Origin of the sequence: Pantoea sp. USHLN298, assembly GCF_037149395.1 — a bacterium.
Taxonomy (GTDB): domain Bacteria; phylum Pseudomonadota; class Gammaproteobacteria; order Enterobacterales; family Enterobacteriaceae; genus Pantoea; species Pantoea astica.
Map to the genome: position 1 here is coordinate 172,654 of NZ_JBBCRO010000007.1, position 21,841 is coordinate 194,494.

Below are 21,841 nucleotides of genomic sequence, written 5' to 3' on the forward strand. Positions count from 1 at the left end.
TTTTCTGGTCAGTGAGGCAGCGCGGTCTGAAAAGCGGTGAAATCCAGCCAGTAAAGGCGCTGCAACGGCGTTAGCAAACCGGGAAAGAGCGACGAAAATTGACGTTTATTGCAGGCCCGATCCGGTTTTGCTTACACAGGCTGAAACGGAATATGGAATTAATGCGAGGCTGATCTAATAATTACTATTTCATAATTCATAAACAATGAAATAAATGTTCTCTTTAGCGCTATCTCTTACGCTGCCTGCCACCGGAGTCGCCGCATGGCCATCGATCCCACCCGCTTCTGTATTAACCGTAAAATTGCGCCCCGCCTCTCACTGGAGGCCTTCTTCCAGCTGGTACACCGGCTTGGACTGAGCAAGGTTGAACTGCGCAATGACATGCCGGGCGGCAAAGTCACTGACGGCCTCAGTGCCGATCAGCTGCGCGCGCTGACCGACAAATATCATATCGATATCATCACCATTAACGCGCTCTATCCGTTTAACCGCATCGATGATGACCTGCTGACCCGTGCCGAAGCGCTGTTGCAGGAAGCACAACGGATTGGTGCCCGCGCGCTGGTGATGTGTCCACTGAATGAAGGTCTCGCCGTGTCGCCGCAACAGACCCTGGCGGCGATGCAGCAACTGGCACCGCGCTTTGCGCATTACGGCATTCAGGGTCTGGTGGAGCCGCTGGGTTTTCCGGTCAGCTCACTGCGTTCGTCGGTGCAGGCACAACAGCTGATTGCAGAGGCGGATGTGCCGTTTAAGCTGGTGCTGGATACTTTCCACCATCACCTCTATGAGCAGGCTGAACAGGAGTTTCCGGCCAGCATCGATATTGAGCAAATCGGGCTGGTGCATCTCTCTGGCGTGGAAGATTTGCGCCCGACCGCTGAACTGACGGATGAAGAGCGGGTGATGTTAAGTGACAGTGATGTCCTGAACAGCGTGGTGCAGGTGAAGCGGCTGGAGATGCTCGGCTACAAGGGGATTTACGCCTTTGAGCCTTTCTCAAGCCAGCTTGAGCGCTGGACGCCCGCGGAGATTGAACGCCAGATTCGCCACAGTATCGAGCTGCTACAGGCCTGAAACCGGCTACGGGGAAGTGACCTCGTGCCAACCGATTCTTATCTGTGTCTGAAAAGACGTTTGGCCCCGGTCGGGGCCTTTTTTTCAGCGCTGATCCGGCTCTGTCACCGGTTGCCTGAACTGCAGACGCAGGGTGCAGAAAAAAGCCAGACAGACCAGCAGCGCCGTCAGCAGATAGACATGGGAAACGCCGGCATAGCTCATGATCAGTCCGGCGATGGGCCCGGTAATGCCCAGCGACAGATCCATAAAGGCGGTGTAGGTTGCCAGCGCGCTGCCCTGATTCTGCTGCGGCACCACTTTTACCGCGACAACCCCCAGCGCCGGGAAGACCAGCGAGAAACCAGCACCGGTAAGAAAGGCACCCGCTTTAGCCATCCACGGATCGCCCGCGGCGGCCACCAGAAACAGCCCGGCTGCTTCCACTGCCAGACAGAGGCTGGCAACCCGCAAACCACCATGACGGTTGATGGCATTCGGAAACAGCAGCCGCGCCCCGACAAACGCCCCACTGAACAGCGACAGCGCAAAGGCGGCCCCTTCCCAGCCTTTATCCTGATAAAACAGCGTAATAAAGGTGGCGATGACGCCGAAACCGGCCGAGCCCATCGCCAGAATAGCGCCGAATCCGGCAATTTTCCCCAACACCGCGCGGAACGGCAGCGGCCGGCCTTTACTGCCTTTCACCGCCGGACGCGGCACTGCCCCGGCAATCCCCACCAGACAGATGGCAATGATAATCCCTGACAGCCACAGCAGGCCGCCAAGCCGGTAGATCAGCACGCCAAGCGGCGCGCCAATCGCCATCGCGCCGTAGGTGACGATGCCGTTCCAGGAGATCACCCGACCAATGTGCAATGAACCGACCCGCGCCACGCCCCACAATGAGGTGCCGGTGCCGGTGAAACTCTGCCCCACACCGAGGATCAACCGGCCGATGCAGAGCAACGTCAGGCTCAGCAACGGACGGTCGAGCGTCAGCGCCGCCAGCAGGATGCAGACGCCGCTGATCAGACAGCCCACCAGCCCCACCACCACCACTTTCTTGGGTCCCCAGAGATCGGCATAGCGACCGGCATGCGGTCGGCTCAGTAGCGTCGCCACATATTGCAGGCTGATCACTAATCCGGCCCAGAAGGCGCTAAAGCCCAGCGTGTCATGTACCCATCCCGGCAGGATCGCCAGCGGCAGGCCAATAGTGAGATAACTGGCAAAGTTGTAGATCACGATGGAGAGGATCAGCAGGGAGATTTTTACGCTACCGGATGCAGAACCCGGCTCTGCTGCAGGTTGGTCAGGCATGAATCATTGCACTCGTAGTCGGCTGAAAGCTAAAGAGTAATGTTTAACTATACCTGCTTTCGCCGGGCGCGCATCCGTACAGCGCCGCAACCGGCGATATTATCCCGCCAGACAGCAAACGCGCTGCAGCAGACCGCCTGATCTCTGGCACACTCAGCAGCGGCTTTGCGCCCGCCCAGACTGCTGGCCATTTTTACCGTTTCTCTGATAAATCAGTTTGTTAATTTTACTTCAGCTACACTTTCATCAGCCAATTTGCGTGATGGGAGAGGGAATGAGCGAGCTGCAACGGGAAAAAATCGGACAAAATATTTTGATCAAACTGGCGATGCTGGTGATTATCCTCGCTGGCGTGCGGGCCGCGTCCGATATTCTGGTGCCGCTGTTGCTGGCGGCCTTTTTTGCCATTGTGCTCAACCCGCTGGTCACCCTGCTGATGCGGCGCGGCTTCCGGCGTGGGCTGGCAATTACTCTGGTGATCACGGTGATCTTCTTCGTCATTCTGCTGCTTGGCGCGGTACTGGCCAGCTCGATGAGTGAGTTTTACGATCTCTACCCGCAACTGCGCGCCACCATGGAACAGAAAATGACGGTGCTGCAGCATCTGGCGGCCGGTTTTCACCTCAACATTTCCACCGATGCGTTGATTCAGCGCTTCGACCCAAACACCATGGTGAATCTGGCCACGGTGGCCCTGAGCGGCTTCTCAGGCGCGATGACCAATACGGTGCTGCTGATTCTGACCGTGGTGTTTATGCTGTTTGAAGTCCACCACCTGCCCTACAAAATGCGTAACGCGCTGGTTAATCCCAAAATCCGCATTGCCGGGCTGCATAAGGCGCTGAAAGGGGTGACGCACTATCTGGCACTGAAAACGCTGGTGAGTCTGATAACCGGCCTGTCGGTCTGGCTCAGCCTTTATCTGCTGGATGTGAAATTTGCGCTGCTGTGGGGCGTCGTGGCGTTTATCCTCAATTTTATTCCCAATATCGGGCCGATTATTGCCGGCATCCCGCCCTTTTTACAGGCGCTGCTGCTGAACAGCCTGTTTGATGCGGCGATGGTGGCGGCGCTGTTTACGGCCATTCATATGGTGTTCGGCAATATGCTGGAGCCGCGCCTGATGGGCCGGGGACTGGGTTTATCCACCCTGGTGGTGTTTCTGTCGTTGGTGTTCTGGGGCTGGCTGCTCGGCCCGGTCGGGATGCTGTTATCGGTGCCGCTCACCAGCATTACCAAAATTCTGATGGAGACCACGCCAGGCGGCAGCCGGCTGGCGATTATGCTGGGCACCGGACGGCCGAAGCGGGCGCGCGGTTTAACCAAGTAACCGTTGCTGGACGTGGCGCAGATGGTTTTCCATCGCCTGACGGGCCGCCACTTCATCACCGGCCACGATGGCGTTCGCAATCTGCTGATGGTCAGCGTTCATCTCCAGGGCAAAACTGTTGGCGGCGAAATGGCGCTCCAGCCGCTGCACATGCGGAGTGTGGCGCTGATTCCATAACTGCTCCAGCAGCTCGCGCAGCAGATCGTTGCCACTCATCTCACTGATCAGCAAATGGAAGCGCTTATCCTGCGCCAGAAAGGCCGCATCATTCTCCTGGTGCTGTTGCAGCTCAGCAGTCAGCGCCAGCAGGGCGGCACGCTGGTGCGGGCTACCGTTGCGCGCGGCCAGTCCTGCCAGCATTCCTTCGAACGCCTCTCTGGCCTGTAACAGATCCTGCAGGCTACAGGCTTCGCTCTCCGTTGCCGGTGCGGACGCAGGCAGCGGCTGCGCGACAAAAACGCCGGTGCCGGTGCGGATATCGACCCAGCCCGTCATCTCCAGCGCGATCAACGCCTCACGTACCGAAGAACGGCTGACCCCCAGCTGCTTCGCCAGCTCCCGCTCCGGCGGCAGCAGATCACCGGCGACAAAATCACCGCGCTCAATCCCCGCCATAATGGCATTAGCAATCTGACGATAGAGACGTTCAGTTTTTATGACAGGCAGCGTCATCACCTTCTCCTTGTTATCTGGCTGCACCGATCGCGCAGTTTGTCATGCTGCGATCCGGATCACGGCCCCGTTTTGCTGGCTATCATACTCTTGGTCCAGCGGCCTGACCACTGGGCCACATCACAGTTGAGGAGTAAACATGGAACAGACATGGCGATGGTACGGTCCGAACGATCCGGTCTCTCTGGATGATGCCCGTCAGGCTGGCGCAACCGGCATCGTAACCGCACTACACCATATTCCTAACGGCGAAATCTGGCCGGTAGAAGAGATTAAGGCCCGCCAGGCATTGCTGGCAGAAAAAGGCCTGGTCTGGTCGGTGGTAGAGAGCATCCCGGTGCATGAGTCGATCAAGACCCAGCGTGGCGACTACCTGCACTACATTGCCAACTATCAGCAGTCGATACGCAACCTGGCCGCCAGTGGCGTGGATACCGTCTGCTACAACTTCATGCCGGTGCTCGACTGGACCCGTACCGATCTCGCCTGGACGCTGCCGGATGGCGCAAAAGCGCTGCGCTTTGACGCCGATGCCTTTGCTGCGTTTGAACTGCACCTGTTGCAACGGCCGGGTGCCGAACAGGATTACAGCGCCGCCGAGCAGCAGGCAGCGGCACAGCTGTTCGCCGCCATGAGTGAAGACGACAAAAACAGGCTGGTGCGCAATATTATCGCCGGTCTGCCGGGTGCCGAAGAGGGCTACACGCTGGAGCAGTTCCAGGCGCAATTGGCGCAATATGACGGCATCGATAAAGCCCGGTTACGTGAGCATATGGCCACCTTCCTGCGGGCAATCGTGCCGGTCGCGGAAGAAGTGGGAATTAAGCTGGCGGTGCATCCGGACGATCCACCGCGCCCGATCCTGGGCCTACCGCGAATTATCTCGACGCAGGAAGATATGCAGTGGCTGAAAGAGACGGTGGATAGTCTGCATAACGGTTTCTGCTTCTGTACCGGCTCGTATGGCGTTCGCGCCGATAACCCGCTGATTGAGATGGCGGAAGCGTACGCCGACCGCATCAACTTTGTTCATCTGCGCGCCACCAAACGTGAGGCGAATCCCAACAGCTTCCACGAAGCGGCACACCTTGCGGGCGACGTTGATATGGTCGGCGTGATCAAAGTGATTCTGGCTGAAGAGCAGCGCCGCCGTCAGGCGGGTAATCACCGGGCAATTCCGATGCGCCCCGATCACGGGCATCAGATGCTCGACGACCTGCATAAACGCACCAATCCCGGCTATTCGGCGATTGGACGGCTGAAGGGTCTGGCGGAATTACGGGGTGTCGAAGTGGCCCTGAAACAGATCTATTTTAACGACTAAACCTGCGTCACTGGCCCTGCGTCCGGCCTGGTGCCGGCCAGGGCATTTACCTTCCTTCATCGCAGCAAATGACTCTGCCACCTGCTGCGTTTCACTCTGCCACCAGACCCACAGCGGCTCTGTGGTTGCGCTGAACGGTTATGAACCCTATCTGAATGCCAGCAAAAGCAAAACATTGTCAACAAATGCAATCTCTGGTCGATAATTGACCTTAATCAGTTCTGTTGGCGGACAAAACGCTAACCTGCATCGCCCGGAGACATGCTATGCTGCGCCGATTGATTAGCACCTCCTCATAACGTCTATAACATTCAGAGGAATTTGCGGTGCCGCTATTGCAACGAAAACGCGACTACGCCCGGCTGATTATCATCGTTTCCGGCGTGTTGCCCCTGATACTTGGCATCTTTTTTACCGCCCTCGATGCGCGTCATACGGTCCACCAGCAGCAGGTGAGCGCCGCCAATACCCTTTTATCTCAGGCTGAGAAAATGAGCGACAGCGCCTGGGATATGATCACCTCACTCCGCCAGTTTCAGAACCAGCCCTGCAGCCAGATCGAAAATTCCCTGCAGCGACTCGGTACGCTCAACGCCTATTTCCGTGCCATTGGCAAACTGGAAGATGATCACATCGCCTGCTCCTCCGCCTATGGTTTAAATTCTGGCTCGCTATCTGAAATGATGATGCGTGATGTGCCGGTGACCGGCAAAGCCTGGTGGAGTTTGTCGATAGCCGGCACGCACGCTGTCCCGGATCGCCCGGCGGTGCTGTTCGTGCGTGAACTGCCAGGCGGCGAAGGATTCTGGGCGGTGATTGATGGTCAGTATCTGATCGATTTTATGCGTGCCATCGGCAGCGCGCGCGGCTATCAGCTGAGTATGCAGTTCAGCGGTGGCGCACCGATCGCCTATGGTATCCAGCAAACCACGGCGCAAGGCTGGTTTGAACCGCTGGTTTATCACGCCGCCTCACAGCGTTATCCGCTAAGCGTCACGGTGATCGCCCCGCCCGGCGAGCTGATCACGGCCTGGCGTCAGGTGCTGTTTATCTTCCTGCCGATGGCGGCAATCTTTTCCATTCTGCTGATGATCCTGACCTCAAACTGGCTGCAGCGGCGCATTTCATGGCGTGACGAGATCCGCCGCGCCATCGCCGGGGGTCAGTTCCGCGCACACTATCAGCCGGTTTATGACGATCGGTTGCAGCGTTGCAGTGGCGTGGAAGCGCTACTGCGCTGGACCACGCCCGATGGCAATGGCGTCCGTCCCGATATTTTTATCGGTGCCGCCGAAGCGGAAGGGATGATTGTGCCGCTGACCCGTCATCTGCTCGATCTGATCGTGGAAGATGTCCAGCAGTGGCAGGTCCCGGCGCACTTCCATCTGGCCATTAACGTGGCGGCAGACCATCTGCAGCATCCCGATTTTGTCAGCGACATGCTCTATTTTGCCGAGCGGGTGAAAGAGAAGCAGTTTGTGATCACCCTTGAACTGACGGAGCGCAGCCTGATTAAAGATGGCGAAGGCGTGGCGCGTAAACTCGACCAGCTGCGTCAGTTCGGCATGAAAGTTGCGATTGACGATTTCGGCACCGGTCACTGCTCCCTGAGCTACCTGCAGACCTTCGCACTGGATTACCTGAAAATCGATCGCGGCTTTATTAACGCCATTGAATCGCTGGAGGGCGAAACGCCGGTGCTGGACGCCATCATTAACCTCAGCCATAAGTTGCAGTTACAGGTGCTGGGCGAAGGGGTGGAAACCGCCCTGCAGTTTCGTTATCTGCAGCAACGTGGCGTGGTCTTTATCCAGGGTTACTACTATGCCCGTCCCATGGATAACGCTGCGCTGATCGTCTGGCAGCAGGAACAGGGCGATCGGCCCATGCGGGATGATAAACCCGGTTAACATCCGCTGAATCACGCCGGTTCTGCTGCCTGCCGGCGGCGCGCAACGCCACGGCGGCTGGATGGTCCCGCCTTACTGTGTGCTCTGCCCTCACAACCTGCCCGTTGCGGCGTTTGTCGCCAGCGCCTCTGTATCCGGGCAGCCTCAGCGATCAACCCTTTCACCCCTGCCCTTGCGAAACACCCCATGTTACTGAATGTTTCTGTGCCGCGCTGAGCGTCAGCTTGCCGACGGCAAACCGCTGAAAATCTAACCGAAGCGGCTGACAATGCGGACCCACAGTGAGCAATCTGATGAAAAAAGCGTCATTCGTCACGCAGAGTGATTATTTTTTCAGGGATGATATACGGACTAAATGATCGGTCTGATGGCTCAGTTTTAGGCCAAACATGACAGATATCACACAAAAACGGTATACTCTGCCGCTTAACGCACTAATTCCGGCACGAATTATTGTGTTGGCTGGCCGGTAAAACAGGCCTGTTTACGGCTATGCTTTAATTTCCTCAACGCCGCGGTCTGAACCCTTTTGCTCGGTTCGCGCCGTTGAGGACTTTCATGTTCCATTACAGGGTAATTCTATGAAATTGCGTAGGAAGCGTGTAAAACCAATCGGGATCGATGATGTAACCATCATTGATGATGCCCGTTTACGTAAAGCCATCACCGCAGCCTCTCTGGGTAATGCGATGGAGTGGTTCGACTTCGGTGTGTATGGCTTTGTGGCTTACGCGCTGGGTAAAGTCTTCTTCCCGGACGTCTCGCCGGGCATTCAGATGATTGCGGCGCTCGCCACCTTCTCTGTTCCTTTCCTGATTCGCCCGCTGGGTGGCCTGTTCTTCGGTATGCTGGGCGACAAATATGGTCGTCAGAAAATACTCTCCATCACCATTATCATCATGTCGGTCAGTACCTTCTGTATCGGCCTGATACCGTCCTATGCCTCTATCGGCATCTGGGCACCGATTCTGCTGCTGCTCGCCAAGATGGCTCAGGGCTTCTCGGTCGGCGGGGAATATACCGGTGCCTCTATCTTTGTCGCCGAATACTCGCCTGACCGTAAGCGCGGTTTCATGGGGAGCTGGCTCGACTTTGGTTCGATTGCCGGCTTCGTGCTCGGCGCAGGCCTGGTGGTTCTGATTTCCTCCATCATCGGGGAAGAGAGTTTCCTTGAGTGGGGCTGGCGTCTGCCATTCTTTGTGGCGCTGCCGCTGGGAATTATCGGTCTTTACCTGCGTCATGCGCTGGAAGAGACCCCGGCCTTCCAGCAGCACGTGGACAAACTGGAACAGGGTGACCGCGAAGGCCTGCAGGATGGCCCGAAAGTCTCATTCAAAGAGATTGCGACCAAACACTGGCGCAGCCTGCTCTCCTGTATCGGTCTGGTGATCGCTACTAACGTCACCTACTACATGTTGCTGACGTACATGCCGAGCTACCTGTCGCATAACCTGCACTACAGCGAAGATCATGGCGTGATGATTATTATCGCCATCATGATCGGTATGCTGTTTGTCCAGCCAATGATCGGCATGATGAGTGACCGTTTTGGTCGTCGTCCGTTTGTCATCATCGGCAGTATCGCCCTGATGATTTTCGCGATTCCGGCCTTCATGATGATCAACAGCGGTGTGCTGGGACTGATTTTCGCCGGTCTGCTGCTGCTGGCGGTAATCCTTAACGCCTTTACCGGCGTGATGGCCTCGTCGCTGCCGGCGATGTTCCCGACCCACATCCGCTACAGTGCGCTGGCCAGTGCCTTTAACATCTCGGTGTTGATTGCCGGTCTGACCCCGACGCTGGCCGCCTGGCTGGTCGAGACCACCAACAACCTCTACATGCCAGCCTACTATCTGATGGTAGTCGCGGTGGTGGGTCTGATTACCGGTCTGTTTATGAAAGAGACCGCCAACAAGCCGCTGAAAGGGGCGACACCAGCCGCCTCCGATATGGCTGAAGCGCGCGAAATTCTGCAGGAGCATCACGATAACATCGAGCACAAAATCGAAGATATCGACGAAGAAATTGCCCGCCTCGAAGCGAAACGTAAAAACCTGGTGCAGCAGCACCCGGACATTAACGAGTAACCGCCTCCTCTCCCGCCGCCCGGCGGGAGAGTTTTTTTTGCCCCCCGATGACCGCACACAAACCTTCATGCCACGCAGACAAAGGGAGTAAACTGTTGTCACTTTTTTCACCTGCGTAAGAATGAATATGTCTGATTATTCCCTTATCCAGCGCCCAAGAAGATTGCGCGCCAGCGCGTCAATGCGCGAAATGTTCCAGGAATCTACCCTCAGCCTGAACGATCTGGCTCTGCCCATTTTCGTTGAAGAGGGTGCTGACGATTACAAAGCGATTCAGGCGATGCCTGGCGTGATGCGTATCCCGGAAAAGCGTCTTGCCTATGAGATTGAACGCATCGCGAAAGCCGGTATCCGCTCGGTGATGACCTTTGGGATTTCACACCATACCGATGCCACCGGCAGCGATGCGTGGAATGAAAACGGTCTGGTGGCGCGGATGTCACGCATCTGCAAAGAGACGGTGCCGGAAATGATTGTCATGTCCGATACCTGTTTCTGTGAATACACCAGCCACGGCCACTGCGGCGTGCTGTGCGATCACGGCGTGGATAACGATGCGACCCTGATCAACCTCGGCAAGCAGGCGGTCGTGGCCGCAGCAGCAGGGGCTGACTTTATTGCCCCTTCGGCGGCGATGGACGGTCAGGTGCAGGCGATTCGTCAGGCGCTGGACGCGGCGGGCTTCACCCAGACCGCCATCATGTCCTACTCCACCAAGTTCGCCTCTTCTTTCTACGGTCCGTTCCGTGAAGCGGCAGGCACCTCGCTGAAGGGCGACCGTAAGACTTATCAGATGAATCCGATGAACCGTCGTGAAGCGATCCGTGAATCGCTGATTGATGCGGCTGAAGGTGCAGATTCGCTGATGGTTAAACCGGCAGGCGCCTATCTCGACATCCTGCGTGACATCCGCGAGCGCACAGAGCTGCCGCTGGCTGCCTACCAGGTGAGCGGCGAATACGCGATGATCAAATTTGCCGCGCAGGCGGGCGCCATCGATGAACGTAATGTGGTGCTGGAAAGCCTGGGTGCGATAAAACGTGCCGGTGCGGACCTGATTTTCAGCTATTTCGCGCTTGATCTCGCCGAACAAAAAGTGCTCTGATCCCCCCCTCAATAAGACAGTGAATTGAATCGCTTCGATCACTGTCTTTTTTCTTTGCCGTAAGGCTCACACCAGAACCTGGCTCCAGTTAAAAAAATAAAGGGCTCTGCGATGAAAGCACCTGAGATCGCTGCCGATGAGGCACAACGTTTGTCGCAGTTGCGTGCGCTGAACATTATGAATACGCCTGCGGAAGAGCGTTTCGATCGTTTAACCCGTCTGGCGCGCCGCCTGTTTGACGTGCCGATTGCGCTGGTTAGCCTGCTGGAAGCCGATCATCAATGGTTTAAGTCAGCGCAGGGTTTTGAGCCTGCCGGTTCGCCGCGCAACATCTCTTTTTGCGGCCATGCCATCCTGCAGGATGAGATCATGATCGTCGAAGATGCCGCAGCAGACCCGCGCTTTCATGATAATCCGCTGGTGACCGGTGAGCCGCATATTCGCTTCTACGCTGGCTGCCCGCTGCGGGCGCCGGGCGGCGCGAAGATGGGCACGCTTTGCATCATTGGCCGGTCGCCACGCCCGTTCGACGAAGAAGATCGGGCCACGCTACGCGACCTGGCGGCGATGGCTGAAGCGGAACTGGTGGCATTTCAGACCGCAACCTGTGATGAGCTGACGCAGATTACTAATCGTCGCGGCTTTATGACGCTGGGCGAGATGGTGCTGAATGAGTGCCGGATGAAGAACCGCCCCGCCTGTCTGACCTTTCTCGATCTCGACAAGTTCAAGCAGATCAACGATTCACTCGGCCATCGCGAAGGCGACCGCGCCCTGATGGATTTTGCTGATGCGATGAAGGTGGTGTTTAAACACTCCGATCTGTTTGCACGCTTAGGCGGCGATGAATTTGTGGTGCTGTTCAACGGCCTGCAACAGCAGCAGACTGAAGCGCTGCTGCAGCAGTTTGCCCACTATCTGGCGCAGCAGTCGATCAGCCTGAACCGCCGTTATCATCTGCACTTCTCGTGCGGCGTGGTGGAGTTTGATCCGGCCGGGCCGCAGTCGCTGGAGCAGTTGCTGCATGACAGCGATGAGCAGATGTACCGCAGTAAAAAGCAGAAGCGCGCGGCGTTGTAACGTCGGACGCCGCGCGCCTGACCGGTTACTGACGCGCCAGGTCGTCGAGCAGCGTCTGATTAAACTTCGCCGGCTCTTCCATTTGCGGCGCATGACCCATCCCCGGAAATTCGATTAAGCGCGCGCCCGGAATGCGTTTTGCCGTCTCTTTTCCCAGCACCTTGTAATCACCCAGCCGCGCTTTCACCGCCGCAGAGGCGATATCACTGCCGATGGCGGTAGTGTCTGAGGTGCCGATCATCAGAGTGGTGGGCACTTTCAGATCGCCAAACTCATAAAATACCGGCTGCGTGAAGATCATGTCGTAGATTAGGGCGGAGTTCCACGCCACCTTCTGGTGTCCTGGCCCGCTGTTCAGGCCAGCCAGCATATCGACCCATTTGTCATACTCCGGTTTCCAGCGTCCGACATAGTAGGTCTGCTGTTCATACTTCTTAATCCCTTCGGCACTCAGCTTCAGCTCGCGCTGATACCACTGATCGACGGAACGCCACGGCGCGCCTTTGGCCTTCCAGTCTTCCAGCCCGATCGGGTTGACCAGCACCAGCTTCTGCGTCTGTGCCGGATACATCAGCGCATAGCGTGTTGCCAGCATCCCGCCGGTGGAATGGCCAATAATCACCGCTTTTTCCACTGCCAGTTTCGTCAGCAACTGATGGGTATTCTCCGCCAGCTGCTGAAAACTGTACTGGTAATTCGCCGGTTTGGTTGAGCTGCAGAAACCGATCTGGTCGGGCACCACTACGCGATAACCTTGCTGGCTCAGCGCGCGAATCGTCTCTTCCCAGGTGGCTCCGCAGAAATTTTTACCGTGCATCAGCACCACGGTTTGTCCGTTGGCATTTTTTGCCGGTTTCACATCCATATAGCCCATGCTCAGCGGCTGCTGCTGGGAGGAAAAATTAAAATGTTGCAGAGGATAAGGGTATTGAAATCCTTCCAGCTGCTCGCCGTAGACGGTGGCGGCAAGAGCCGGTGCCGTGCTGAGTAAAGTCAGCGAGGTGAGCAAGGCGGCAAGCGGTTTCTTCAACGCGTATGTCGGGCTCATCCAGAGTTCTCCAGGTTAAAGGTGAGGGTTAAGCCTGGCATGAAGCGGCGAAAAGTGTATTGATGGGCTGTGCGATATGATGACTCCATTATCAGCGTCTGGCGTCACCACGGGACAGTTTGAGCGAAAGAAAATCCTTTAATGAAGATTACGGTTTCCGCTTATTCAAACCACTAACCCCACCAATACACTCAACACATCAATAACAATTACGCTATTTATATTATCAAATGATCATTAAAACTGTTTTATCGGAGATAAAGATTCATTTCCTGATAAAACTTTACGCAAGTCATGCTCAGCAAAAGATAAATTATTTTAAACTGCCCGCACAAAAATTAGGGGGCCGATATGAATGAGAGTAAATATAATGAAAGCGTGATCGTCTCTGTCACTGAGTGGATTAATAATAATCTCGACCAGCGATTAAGCGTTGATGATATTGCTGAAAAAGCAGGTTATTCCAAATGGTATTTGCAGAAATTATTTGCGCGTTATCACGATGAAACGCTGGCACGTTATATTCGCAAGCGCAAGCTGGCTGCCTGTGTCAATGATTTAAAAAACAGCCGCACGCCGATAATAAGCCTGGCGCTGAAGTATCATTTTGAAAGCCAACAATCTTTCACCCGCTCGTTTAAACAACTGATGGGCTGTACGCCCAGCGTCTGCCGCCGGCGCGCGCTGGATGAGGCGGCGCGACAGCAGTTAGCCGGGACCGATAATCCCTGCGCATTATGCAGCTATGCTCAGGGCAGAACGCCGGAAAAAAGCTGCAGTGGAATCACTCAGCGTATTGCGATATCACCGCACCACTATCGCCAGACTGAATCCTCCCACAGCCTGTGAGGTTCAGAGATCGTCCGGCTGATAATATTGCACACCAATCTGAATCCGCTCACGACCCTGCGTGACGCGATGACGATTGGTGTCGCGCAGTGAATAAACGCAGCCACAATATTCCTGCTGATAAAAACTCTCGCGCTTGCTGATTTCAATCATGCGCGAAGATCCGCCGCCTTTACGCCAGTTAAAATCCCAATAAAGCAGATCCGGATACGCCGCCGCTGCGCGGACACCACAACGGTTAATCTGCTTCATATCTTTCCAGCGTGAAATACCCAGGCAACTGGTCATTACCGGAAAGCCATTTTCATGCGCATAGAGCGCGGTACGTTCGAAACGCATATCAAAACACATGGTGCAGCGTTCGCCGCGCTCCGGCTCCCACTCCATACCGCGCGCGCGTTTGAACCAGTCATCGCGGTCATAATCGGCATCAACAAACGGCACGCCAAATTTTTCAGCAAAACGAATATTCTCCTCTTTGCGCAGCTCATATTCTTTGAGCGGATGAATATTCGGGTTGTAGAAATAGATGGTGTATTCAATACCCGATGCCAGCATCGCCTCCATGACTTCGCCCGAACAGGGAGCGCAACAGGAGTGTAAAAGCACCTTTTTGTGACCGCCCGGTAAGGGCAGCGGCTGGCGCTGATAAGGCTGAGACATAAGCACCTTCAATCATTAGCAGAAAAACTGCAGTGTAATGGCGCACGCCGGGGGTTGCAAAATTTCCCCGGCTGGCCGGTTTTTGGGTATTCGTGCGCTTGCGCCCACAGCGGTGCTGAGTCGCCGATCCTGTGCCAGCGGGTTCTGGCGGGCAACCACGGCCTTCTGCCACGTCGCTGATGTTTTAAACTGTGACCGGTAACACACTGCCATCGACTATGTTTACATAACATTAACAATACTGACAAAGTCACAGGGCAAGGAGTGAGGCATGGCTGCAACTAACAAATCGCCGTCGGGTCAGAACCGCTTTACCTGGTTCGTCTGTTTTATGGCCGCGCTCTCCGGCCTGTTGTTTGGTCTGGATATCGGCGTTATTGCCGGCGCGCTGCCGTTTCTCGCCAAAGATTTGCAGATCACTAACCATCAGCAGGAGTGGGTCGTGAGCTCGATGATGTTCGGGGCTGCGCTGGGTGCGCTGGGCGCGGGCTGGATGTCATCAAAGCTGGGACGCAAGAAAAGTATGCTGGCCGGTGCCACGCTGTTCGTCATCGGCTCGCTCTGGTCAGCGCTGTCACCGGATGTCGAATCGCTGGTCTGCGCCCGGGTGATCCTGGGGCTGGCGGTCGGCATCGCCTCTTACACCGCCCCGCTCTATCTGGCTGAAATTGCGCCTGAGCGTATTCGGGGCTCCATGATTTCGATGTACCAGCTGATGCTGACCACCGGCATTGTGGTGGCTTATCTCTCTGATACGGCCTTTAGCTACACCGGCAACTGGCGCTGGATGCTGGGGATTATCGCCATTCCGGCGGTGATTCTGTTCATCGGCGTGCTGTTTCTGCCTAACAGCCCGCGCTGGCTGGCGGCGCACGGCCGTTTTAATGAGGCACAGCGGGTGCTGGACCGGCTGCGTAATACCAGCGAACAGGCGCGGCAGGAGCTGGAAGAGATCCGTGAAAGTCTGCAGGTGAAGCAACGCGGCTGGTCACTGTTTCGTTCGAACAGCAACTTCCGCCGTGCCGTGTGGCTGGGCATGTTGCTGCAGGTAATGCAGCAGTTTACCGGCATGAATGTGGTGATGTATTACGCCCCGAAAATTTTCAATATTGCCGGTTTCTCCAGCACCAGCGAACAGATGTGGGGCACGGTTATCGTCGGGCTGGTCAATATGCTGGCGACGCTGATTGCGATCTTCCTGGTTGACCGCTGGGGACGTAAGCCGATGCTCACCACCAGCTTTCTGGTGATGGCGGTGGGAATGGGCGTGCTCGGCACGCTATTGCATCTTGGCGTCGAAACCGACTTCCGCAAATATTTTGCTATCGCCATGCTGCTGATGTTTATCGTCGGATTTGCGATGGCTGCCGGACCGGTGATCTGGCTGCTGTGCTCAGAGATTCAGCCGCTGAAAGGGCGTGACTTTGGCATCACCGCGTCGACCACCACCAACTGGGTCGGTAACATGATTGTCGGTGCGACCTTCCTGACCATGCTCGATCAGCTGGGCAACGCCAACACCTTCTGGTTCTACGGTGCGCTTAATCTGGTGTTCATTGTGGTGACGATGATGCTGGTGCCGGAGACCAAACATGTCACGCTGGAGCATATCGAACGCAACCTGATGAAAGGCAAAGCGCTGCGTGATATCGGGGCGTAACCGCCCCGTCGTCGATTACCATTGCAGCGTTTTACCGGCGTAATCGATGTAGTGATGGCCGCCGCGGCCCTGCCAGGCGGTCAGCTGCTGCACAATACCGGCCGCGCTCTCCTCTGCGGTTAAAGGTGCCGCTTCGCCACCCATATCTGTTTTTACCCAGCCCGGATGGAGCGTCACCAGCGTACCGGCCACGGCTTCCACATCTTCGGCCAGCGTCCGGCTCAGCATATTCAGCGCCGCCTTGCTGGCGGAATAGAGCGGCATGTCGGCACGCGGGTTTTCGCTCAGGCTACCCAGCTGTGATGAGGTGATCGCCAGCACGCCCTTTTGCTTGCTGAGCAGCGGCAGCAGAATCTCGGCACTGCGCACCGGTGCGATCGTATTGGTCATAAACAGCTGCGCCAGTTCCTGAGGGTCACTTTGCGCCAGTTTCTGATGCGCCGGCCCGGAAATTCCGGCATTAATCAGAATCACATCGAAGGTCTGTCCGGCGAGCTGGCCGGCCAGCTGCTGCACCGAGGACGATTCGGTCATATCCAGCGCGTGCCAGTCAACGCCCGACGGGTTGCCCTGCGTCGGGATGCCGCTGCGGTGCGTGGCCGTAACCTGCCAGCCTTGTGCAGCAAACGCCTGTACCACCGCCAGGCCGATACCCCGCGATGCGCCAATCACTAACACTTTCTGTTGCTGAGCCATGTTCATTCCTCGTTGTTAATCTCACTACTAGCTTAACGACAAATCTGCGTTGCCAGCGCCCGGATGTGCGTTTTAGTCGGGTGACCGCACGGCAGGTAAAATGCATCAGCTGATGCGGCTGATCGGCCCGGTCGGCTTCATTGATGGTTTTCCATCAAAGTTTCGCTTTATCTTTTACTTTTAACCGGTTAGAAGATATCGACTGGCAGGCAGGCGGCGCGATGTTCGCCGACTTTTTTCGCGTGGAGTCTGAATGAAAAAGCTCACCTTAGAGACGGTGGCAAAAATGGCGGGCGTGGGCATCGCGACGGTCGATCGGGTATTGAACGAGCGTGGCGGCGTGTCGCTGGAGACCACCCGCAAGGTGTTAAAAGCGGCGCGCGAAGCCGGTCTCAAACGTCTGCTGCCGGAGGAGTATCAACATCCGTGGCAGATTGAGGTCTTCCTCAGCAACAACGGCTCTGCCTTTTTCCAGCAGCTCACCGCCCATTTCAGCGACGTCGCCAGCCAGCTCGGCTACCGGCGCCTTAAACTGCATAAAACGCTGGTCACAGAAGCGCAGCCCGAAAAGCTGGCGCAGAGCATTATTGCCCGCAGCGCCACCCGCGACGGCATTATTGTCTTTGCCCATGACTCGCCGCCGATCTATCGCGCCCTGGCGCTGTGTCGCAGTCGTCACGTACCGGTGATCACCATCGTGACCGATCTGCCCGCCGCCGATCGTCTGTGCCATGTCGGTATCGATCAGTATCAGGCGGGACGGACCGCCGGTTTACTGATGAGTAAGACCGCCCATCAGGCCGGGGATATTGTGATGGTGAGCGGCCGGTTTGATTATCAGGCGCACCGGCAGCGCATCGCCGGCTTCCGTGAGGTGATGACGCAGCGCGCGCCGCAGCGTCACCTGCGTGAAGTGCTGCTCGGCCAGGATGATCGTGACACCATTCGCAGCCTGCTGGCGCGCAATCTGACGCAATCGCAGGCGATAGCCGGCGTCTATAACACCGGGATGGGCAATACCGACGTTAGCGAAACCCTGCGCGCCCACCGGCTGTTGGGCCACTGTACCTATATCACCCATGAGCTCTATCCGGTAACCCGCCAGCTGCTGCTGAACGATGAGGTGGCGTTCACGCTGGATCAGCACGCGCAGCAGCACGCGCGATTGTCGATTGATCTGTTGCTGCGCCATCTGGAAACCGGTTATCAGCCGGATGAGTATCAGGAAGGTAAGGTCGCGTTCCGGCTGTTTACGGCGGAGAATATGGCATAAGGCAGGTTAACTCCCTCAATGTGGCCATCTCATTGAGGGAGGCTGGCAGCCCACGCAGGGGTTATTGCGGCGGCTCCCGGCTCTGATCATCCGGGCTCTGACCGTCTTCGCTGCCCTGGCTTTTCTCGACTTCCTGCGGATGGCCCATAGAGAGCGCCGTCGCGCTGGCCGGGTCGAACAGCGACAGGCTCTCAATCTGATCCACCATGATCACCTTGCGGAACGACATGGCATCTTTGGGCGTCGAGTCCAGCGTGATGTCGTGTTCGGCGTACCACTTACTGTAATTATGCTCCACCGCCAGCTTCAGCGTTTTACTGTCGCGGTAGCCACTGAGCATCGGGATCAGCACGATATTTTTGGTGCTCTCATACTCAAACGTCGAGGCGTGTACCATGCCGATATATATGCGGCGTGACTTGAGGGTTATCCACGCCAGCTCGCCCTCTTCCATGCACTGAAACAGCAGCTGCTCCACACCGTTCGAGCGCGACAGTTGCTGATAGAGATCTTTACGGCCCGAAACGTTGAGTCGTGCGCTGCCCGCCCAGTTCGAGCGATACAGACAGAGCAGAATAGCGAAGGCCAGCATGATGACAATCGGTGCCTGGATGCCAAGGAAGCTCCAGTTCATAAACTCCATCTGCCATTTGAGATGGACGCCGGGGATCATCTGTACCGCATTGGCAATAGCAGAGACGGCGAGCAGCAGTAACCAGACGATGCCGGTCGCAAACACGCCCTGCAGAACGAAAATACAGCCATAAAGCGCAACCAGAAAATAAACATCCCAGCCCGATGAACGGCGAATTTTAAAACGGCTATTTAAATCGCGGCTGGTGTACCAGTAACCACTGACCATTAACACCATGAATATTGCGGTACCCACCTCAGACTCCCTTTAACGTATTCACATGGCGGGCAAAATCTTCGTGTACTTCTTCACTGAGCGTGTTGACCGAAATATTGCCGTTCTCGTCAATAATGATGCGCTCGCCTTCGGCGATAGAGTCGTTGATATCCTGGCGGGTCATGATTTGCAGAAATTTATCGGGGCTGGCAAACAGCGATTTTACAAATTTGAACATGGCGATCCACTTATCTGGCCTAAAAGAGGAAGTATGTGACTGAAACGACACTCTCGCCTGGTTAATTTCAGGTGAAATTTCTTAAAATCAATTAATTAGCGAAGCGGCTGGCGATCATTACACAGCGTGATTGGCTGAAATAGCTAATATAACCAGTAGATTGGCAGTGACAACTCTCCCTTTCCGGCTGCACAGTCTGTGAGCGTGCTTCCCCCCTTTCTCGCCGGTTAGCGCTAAGCTCACTCTTTGTCCGATGACGGTCACCCTGTCTGCAACATATTGAGGAAGATTCAGATGAAACAACGCACGTTAGGTCGTACCGGTCAGCGCGTCTCCGAAATTGGCTTTGGCGCATGGGCGATTGGCGGGACCTGGGGAGAAGTCAGCCAGCAGGATGCCGAGGCGGCGCTGCATGCTGCTCTTGATGCCGGTATCACCTTTATTGATACCGCCGATGTCTATGGCGACGGCCGCTCTGAAAAGATTATTGCCGGAGTGCTGAATCAGCGTGGCGGTGAACGGCCGTTTGTCGCCACCAAGCTGGGCCGCCGGCTTTCGCCGCACGTTGCCGAGGGCTATAACGCCAGCAACCTCAACGCCTTTATTGACCGTTCGCGCGAGAACCTGCAAACCGACACGCTGGATTTAGTGCAGCTGCACTGCCCACCCACCGAGGTCTATTACAACCCGGAGGTGTTTGCGGTGATGGATGAGATGGTGGCTGCCGGCAAAATCCGTCACTACGGCGTGTCGGTGGAAAAGGTAGAGGAAGGATTGAAGGCGCTGGAGTTTCCGAACGTCTCATCCATTCAGCTGATTTACAACCTCTTCCGCCAGCGACCAGCGGAGCTACTGCTGCGTGAAGCGAAGCGGCGTAATGTCGGGATTATCGCCCGTGTGCCGCTGGCGTCAGGCTTGCTGACCGGCAAAATGGGGCCAGACAGCCAGTTTGCTGCCGACGACCATCGCGCCTTTAACCGCAATGGCGAAGCGTTTGATAAGGGCGAAACCTTTTCCGGCGTGCCGTATGAGGTAGCGCTGGAGGCGGTCGAGGAGATTCGCCGCTATGTCACTGGCGACACCACCATGGCGATGCTGGCGCTGCGCTGGATCCTGATGAACGAGGATGTCAGCGTAGTGATTCCTGGCGCGAAAAACCGCCAACAGGCGGAAGCCAATGCCCGCGCCAGCGACGTCGATGCGCTCTCTGCGGATACCATGACGGCGCTGAAGCAGATCTATCAGGAGAAGATCGCGCCTCACGTCCATCAGCGCTGGTAAACGCGCGTTACAACGCCTGGGCGCACGCCCAGGCGGAACTCCACGCCCACTGGAAATTATAGCCACCCAGCCAGCCGGTCACATCCGCAACCTCCCCAATAAAATAGAGCCCCGGTACGGCCCGCGCTTCCATGGTTTTCGAGGAGAGTTGGGTGGTATCGACGCCGCCCAGTGTTACCTCGGCGGTGCGATAGCCTTCGGTGCCGTTGGGCTGAATACGCCAGGCGTGCAGCGTCCCGACCAGCTCCGCCTGCTGCCGGCTGTTGAGCTGCTTCAGCGTGATATCCGGCACCACTTTCAGCGTCTGCAACACTTCCACCAGCCGCTTCGGCAGAATTTTCGCCAGGCTGTTCTTCAGGCTGAGGTTAGGATGCGCCTCACGCTGGACGGTCAGGAAGGCATCCAACGGCGTCGCGGGTGACAGATCGATGGTGACGAACTCACCTGGCAGCCAGTAGCTGGAGATTTGCAATACCGCCGGGCCAGAGAGGCCGCGATGGGTAAACAGCATCGCCTCTTTAAAGCGGGTGCCATCCTGCGCGTCAATGGTGGTCTCCAGCGCCACGCCAGACAGGGTCTGCAGCTGTTCCAGCAGCGGTTTATGCAGGGTAAAGGGCACCAGCGCCGCGCGTGTCGGGAAGACGTTGAGGCCAAACTGTTCCGCGATTTTATAGCCGAACGGCGTTGCGCCCAGGCCGGGCATCGACAGGCCGCCGCTGGCAATCACCAGCTTTTCCGCCTGTACCGTGCTGCCGTTCAGCTGCAGGGTATAACCGCTGTCGTCACGCGCCACGTTCAGCACTTCACTGCGCAGCCGCAGCGTCACGTTGCCCTTTTCGCACTCGGCCATCAGCAGATCGACAATCTGCTGCGCGGACTCATCGCAAAACAGCTGGCCGAGGGTTTTCTCATGCCAGGCAATGCCGTGACGATTGACCAGATCGATAAAATCCCACTGGGTATAGCGCGCCAGCGCCGATTTACAGAAATGAGGATTGTGCGACAGATAGGCCGCCGGTTCAGTATAGAGATTGGTGAAGTTGCAGCGTCCTCCGCCCGACATCAGAATCTTACGTCCCGGCTTTTTGCCGTTATCCAGCAGCAAGACGCGACGCCCGCGCTGTCCGGCCTGGGCGGCACAGAACAGCCCTGCGGCACCGGCTCCAATGATGATAACGTCAAACTGTTCCACGGCGGTTCACTCACTTAATCGGAAAGGCGCAGATTGTAGTGATCTGCTCACTGAGACGCCAGCGTCAAAAATTTGCCGTAAATGTGTCATAATGTAACTAGCTAATATCTGGAGCTTTTTAACCCTTTAAGTCAGGTGCGTTACTGCTAAAGGTCAAATTAAGACTATATTTTCCTTTCCCATACAGCACGTTGTCGCGGA

At 56.4% G+C, this 21,841-nt stretch carries 19 protein-coding genes; 11 read left to right on the forward strand and 8 right to left on the reverse strand.

Going from position 1 to position 21,841, the window contains the following annotated elements; genetic code table 11:
- The first annotated feature begins 264 nt into the window (after positions 1 to 264).
- A complete protein-coding gene (locus tag WFK59_RS18775) occupies positions 265 to 1,080 on the forward strand; it encodes a TIM barrel protein (RefSeq protein WP_336756799.1) in 816 nt (271 codons plus the stop codon).
- 84 nt (positions 1,081 to 1,164) lie between these two features.
- Here the strand turns inward: WFK59_RS18775 and WFK59_RS18780 are convergent, their stop codons facing one another.
- Positions 1,165 to 2,382: an MFS transporter gene (locus WFK59_RS18780; RefSeq protein ID WP_336756801.1), complete on the reverse strand. Its 1,218-nt coding sequence runs from the start codon at positions 2,380 to 2,382 to the stop codon at positions 1,165 to 1,167.
- A 274-nt stretch (positions 2,383 to 2,656) separates the two neighbouring features.
- On the opposite strand from WFK59_RS18780, the gene WFK59_RS18785 reads away from it, so the two are divergent.
- On the forward strand, positions 2,657 to 3,712 hold the full coding sequence (locus WFK59_RS18785; RefSeq protein WP_233986770.1) for an AI-2E family transporter: 1,056 nt from the start codon (positions 2,657 to 2,659) through the stop codon (positions 3,710 to 3,712).
- Here WFK59_RS18785 and WFK59_RS18790 read toward each other — a convergent pair.
- Positions 3,701 to 4,384, reverse strand: a complete 684-nt coding sequence (locus tag WFK59_RS18790; RefSeq protein ID WP_233986762.1) for a FadR/GntR family transcriptional regulator — start codon at positions 4,382 to 4,384, stop codon at positions 3,701 to 3,703. The genes WFK59_RS18785 and WFK59_RS18790 overlap by 12 nt on opposite strands.
- A gap of 139 nt (positions 4,385 to 4,523) precedes the next feature.
- On the opposite strand from WFK59_RS18790, the gene uxuA reads away from it, so the two are divergent.
- From uxuA to WFK59_RS18815, 5 genes are all read left to right on the forward strand, one after another.
- Positions 4,524 to 5,708 carry a mannonate dehydratase gene (gene uxuA, locus WFK59_RS18795; RefSeq protein WP_336756805.1) on the forward strand — a complete coding sequence of 395 codons (1,185 nt, stop codon included), beginning with the start codon at positions 4,524 to 4,526 and terminating at the stop codon, positions 5,706 to 5,708.
- Positions 5,709 to 6,034: 326 nt separating this feature from the next.
- Entirely contained in the window at positions 6,035 to 7,618 is a 1,584-nt protein-coding gene (locus WFK59_RS18800; protein WP_336756806.1) for an EAL domain-containing protein, read from the forward strand.
- Between the two features lie 581 nt (positions 7,619 to 8,199).
- Positions 8,200 to 9,705, forward strand: a complete 1,506-nt coding sequence (proP, locus tag WFK59_RS18805) for a glycine betaine/L-proline transporter ProP (RefSeq protein ID WP_233986739.1) — start codon at positions 8,200 to 8,202, stop codon at positions 9,703 to 9,705.
- 127 nt (positions 9,706 to 9,832) lie between these two features.
- Positions 9,833 to 10,810, forward strand: coding sequence for a porphobilinogen synthase (gene hemB, locus WFK59_RS18810; RefSeq protein ID WP_233986737.1), 978 nt, complete (start codon positions 9,833 to 9,835; stop codon positions 10,808 to 10,810).
- Between the two features lie 111 nt (positions 10,811 to 10,921).
- Positions 10,922 to 11,890, forward strand: coding sequence for a GGDEF domain-containing protein (locus tag WFK59_RS18815; RefSeq protein WP_233986735.1), 969 nt, complete (start codon positions 10,922 to 10,924; stop codon positions 11,888 to 11,890).
- Positions 11,891 to 11,915: 25 nt separating this feature from the next.
- Here the strand turns inward: WFK59_RS18815 and WFK59_RS18820 are convergent, their stop codons facing one another.
- Positions 11,916 to 12,938: an alpha/beta fold hydrolase gene (locus tag WFK59_RS18820; RefSeq protein WP_336756809.1), complete on the reverse strand. Its 1,023-nt coding sequence runs from the start codon at positions 12,936 to 12,938 to the stop codon at positions 11,916 to 11,918.
- Positions 12,939 to 13,289: 351 nt separating this feature from the next.
- Here WFK59_RS18820 and WFK59_RS18825 point away from each other — a divergent pair, with 351 nt between their 5' ends.
- Positions 13,290 to 13,787 carry a helix-turn-helix domain-containing protein gene (locus tag WFK59_RS18825; protein WP_233986731.1) on the forward strand — a complete coding sequence of 166 codons (498 nt, stop codon included), beginning with the start codon at positions 13,290 to 13,292 and terminating at the stop codon, positions 13,785 to 13,787.
- Between the two features lie 3 nt (positions 13,788 to 13,790).
- Here WFK59_RS18825 and WFK59_RS18830 read toward each other — a convergent pair whose 3' ends face one another.
- A complete protein-coding gene (locus WFK59_RS18830) occupies positions 13,791 to 14,450 on the reverse strand; it encodes an epoxyqueuosine reductase QueH (RefSeq protein WP_233986729.1) in 660 nt (219 codons plus the stop codon).
- Positions 14,451 to 14,721: 271 nt separating this feature from the next.
- Between WFK59_RS18830 and WFK59_RS18835 the strand changes: the two genes are divergently transcribed.
- Positions 14,722 to 16,110 (forward strand): sugar porter family MFS transporter, encoded by a 1,389-nt coding sequence (locus WFK59_RS18835; RefSeq protein ID WP_262287780.1) that lies wholly within the window; start codon positions 14,722 to 14,724, stop codon positions 16,108 to 16,110.
- A gap of 15 nt (positions 16,111 to 16,125) precedes the next feature.
- On the opposite strand, the gene WFK59_RS18840 is transcribed toward WFK59_RS18835, so the two are convergent.
- Positions 16,126 to 16,806, reverse strand: a complete 681-nt coding sequence (locus tag WFK59_RS18840) for an SDR family oxidoreductase (protein ID WP_336756811.1) — start codon at positions 16,804 to 16,806, stop codon at positions 16,126 to 16,128.
- 253 nt (positions 16,807 to 17,059) lie between these two features.
- On the opposite strand from WFK59_RS18840, the gene WFK59_RS18845 reads away from it, so the two are divergent.
- Entirely contained in the window at positions 17,060 to 18,079 is a 1,020-nt protein-coding gene (locus WFK59_RS18845; protein ID WP_336756813.1) for a LacI family DNA-binding transcriptional regulator, read from the forward strand.
- 61 nt (positions 18,080 to 18,140) lie between these two features.
- Here the strand turns inward: WFK59_RS18845 and WFK59_RS18850 are convergent, their stop codons facing one another.
- Complete coding sequence (locus tag WFK59_RS18850) at positions 18,141 to 18,968, reverse strand: hypothetical protein (RefSeq protein ID WP_233986715.1); 828 nt, start codon at positions 18,966 to 18,968, stop codon at positions 18,141 to 18,143.
- A gap of 1 nt (position 18,969) precedes the next feature.
- Positions 18,970 to 19,167: a hypothetical protein gene (locus WFK59_RS18855; protein ID WP_233986713.1), complete on the reverse strand. Its 198-nt coding sequence runs from the start codon at positions 19,165 to 19,167 to the stop codon at positions 18,970 to 18,972.
- Positions 19,168 to 19,461: 294 nt separating this feature from the next.
- Between WFK59_RS18855 and WFK59_RS18860 the strand changes: the two genes are divergently transcribed.
- Positions 19,462 to 20,448 carry an aldo/keto reductase gene (locus WFK59_RS18860; protein ID WP_233986710.1) on the forward strand — a complete coding sequence of 329 codons (987 nt, stop codon included), beginning with the start codon at positions 19,462 to 19,464 and terminating at the stop codon, positions 20,446 to 20,448.
- 7 nt (positions 20,449 to 20,455) lie between these two features.
- Here WFK59_RS18860 and WFK59_RS18865 read toward each other — a convergent pair whose 3' ends face one another.
- Positions 20,456 to 21,640: an NAD(P)/FAD-dependent oxidoreductase gene (locus tag WFK59_RS18865; RefSeq protein WP_233986708.1), complete on the reverse strand. Its 1,185-nt coding sequence runs from the start codon at positions 21,638 to 21,640 to the stop codon at positions 20,456 to 20,458.
- Positions 21,641 to 21,841 lie beyond the last annotated feature (201 nt).

Coding starts and splice junctions, on each gene's coding strand:
- WFK59_RS18790 (WP_233986762.1), bottom strand. CDS start 4,384: ATGACGCTGCCTGTCATAAAAACTGAACGTCTCTATCGTCAGATTGCT.
- WFK59_RS18830 (WP_233986729.1), bottom strand. CDS start 14,450: ATGTCTCAGCCTTATCAGCGCCAGCCGCTGCCCTTACCGGGCGGTCAC.
- WFK59_RS18840 (WP_336756811.1), bottom strand. CDS start 16,806: ATGGCTCAGCAACAGAAAGTGTTAGTGATTGGCGCATCGCGGGGTATC.
- WFK59_RS18825 (WP_233986731.1), top strand. CDS start 13,290: ATGAATGAGAGTAAATATAATGAAAGCGTGATCGTCTCTGTCACTGAG.
- WFK59_RS18815 (WP_233986735.1), top strand. CDS start 10,922: ATGAAAGCACCTGAGATCGCTGCCGATGAGGCACAACGTTTGTCGCAG.
- WFK59_RS18860 (WP_233986710.1), top strand. CDS start 19,462: ATGAAACAACGCACGTTAGGTCGTACCGGTCAGCGCGTCTCCGAAATT.
- WFK59_RS18835 (WP_262287780.1), top strand. CDS start 14,722: ATGGCTGCAACTAACAAATCGCCGTCGGGTCAGAACCGCTTTACCTGG.
- WFK59_RS18785 (WP_233986770.1), top strand. CDS start 2,657: ATGAGCGAGCTGCAACGGGAAAAAATCGGACAAAATATTTTGATCAAA.
- WFK59_RS18820 (WP_336756809.1), bottom strand. CDS start 12,938: ATGAGCCCGACATACGCGTTGAAGAAACCGCTTGCCGCCTTGCTCACC.
- uxuA (WP_336756805.1), top strand. CDS start 4,524: ATGGAACAGACATGGCGATGGTACGGTCCGAACGATCCGGTCTCTCTG.
- WFK59_RS18780 (WP_336756801.1), bottom strand. CDS start 2,382: ATGCCTGACCAACCTGCAGCAGAGCCGGGTTCTGCATCCGGTAGCGTA.
- WFK59_RS18775 (WP_336756799.1), top strand. CDS start 265: ATGGCCATCGATCCCACCCGCTTCTGTATTAACCGTAAAATTGCGCCC.
- WFK59_RS18845 (WP_336756813.1), top strand. CDS start 17,060: ATGAAAAAGCTCACCTTAGAGACGGTGGCAAAAATGGCGGGCGTGGGC.
- WFK59_RS18855 (WP_233986713.1), bottom strand. CDS start 19,167: ATGTTCAAATTTGTAAAATCGCTGTTTGCCAGCCCCGATAAATTTCTG.
- hemB (WP_233986737.1), top strand. CDS start 9,833: ATGTCTGATTATTCCCTTATCCAGCGCCCAAGAAGATTGCGCGCCAGC.
- proP (WP_233986739.1), top strand. CDS start 8,200: ATGAAATTGCGTAGGAAGCGTGTAAAACCAATCGGGATCGATGATGTA.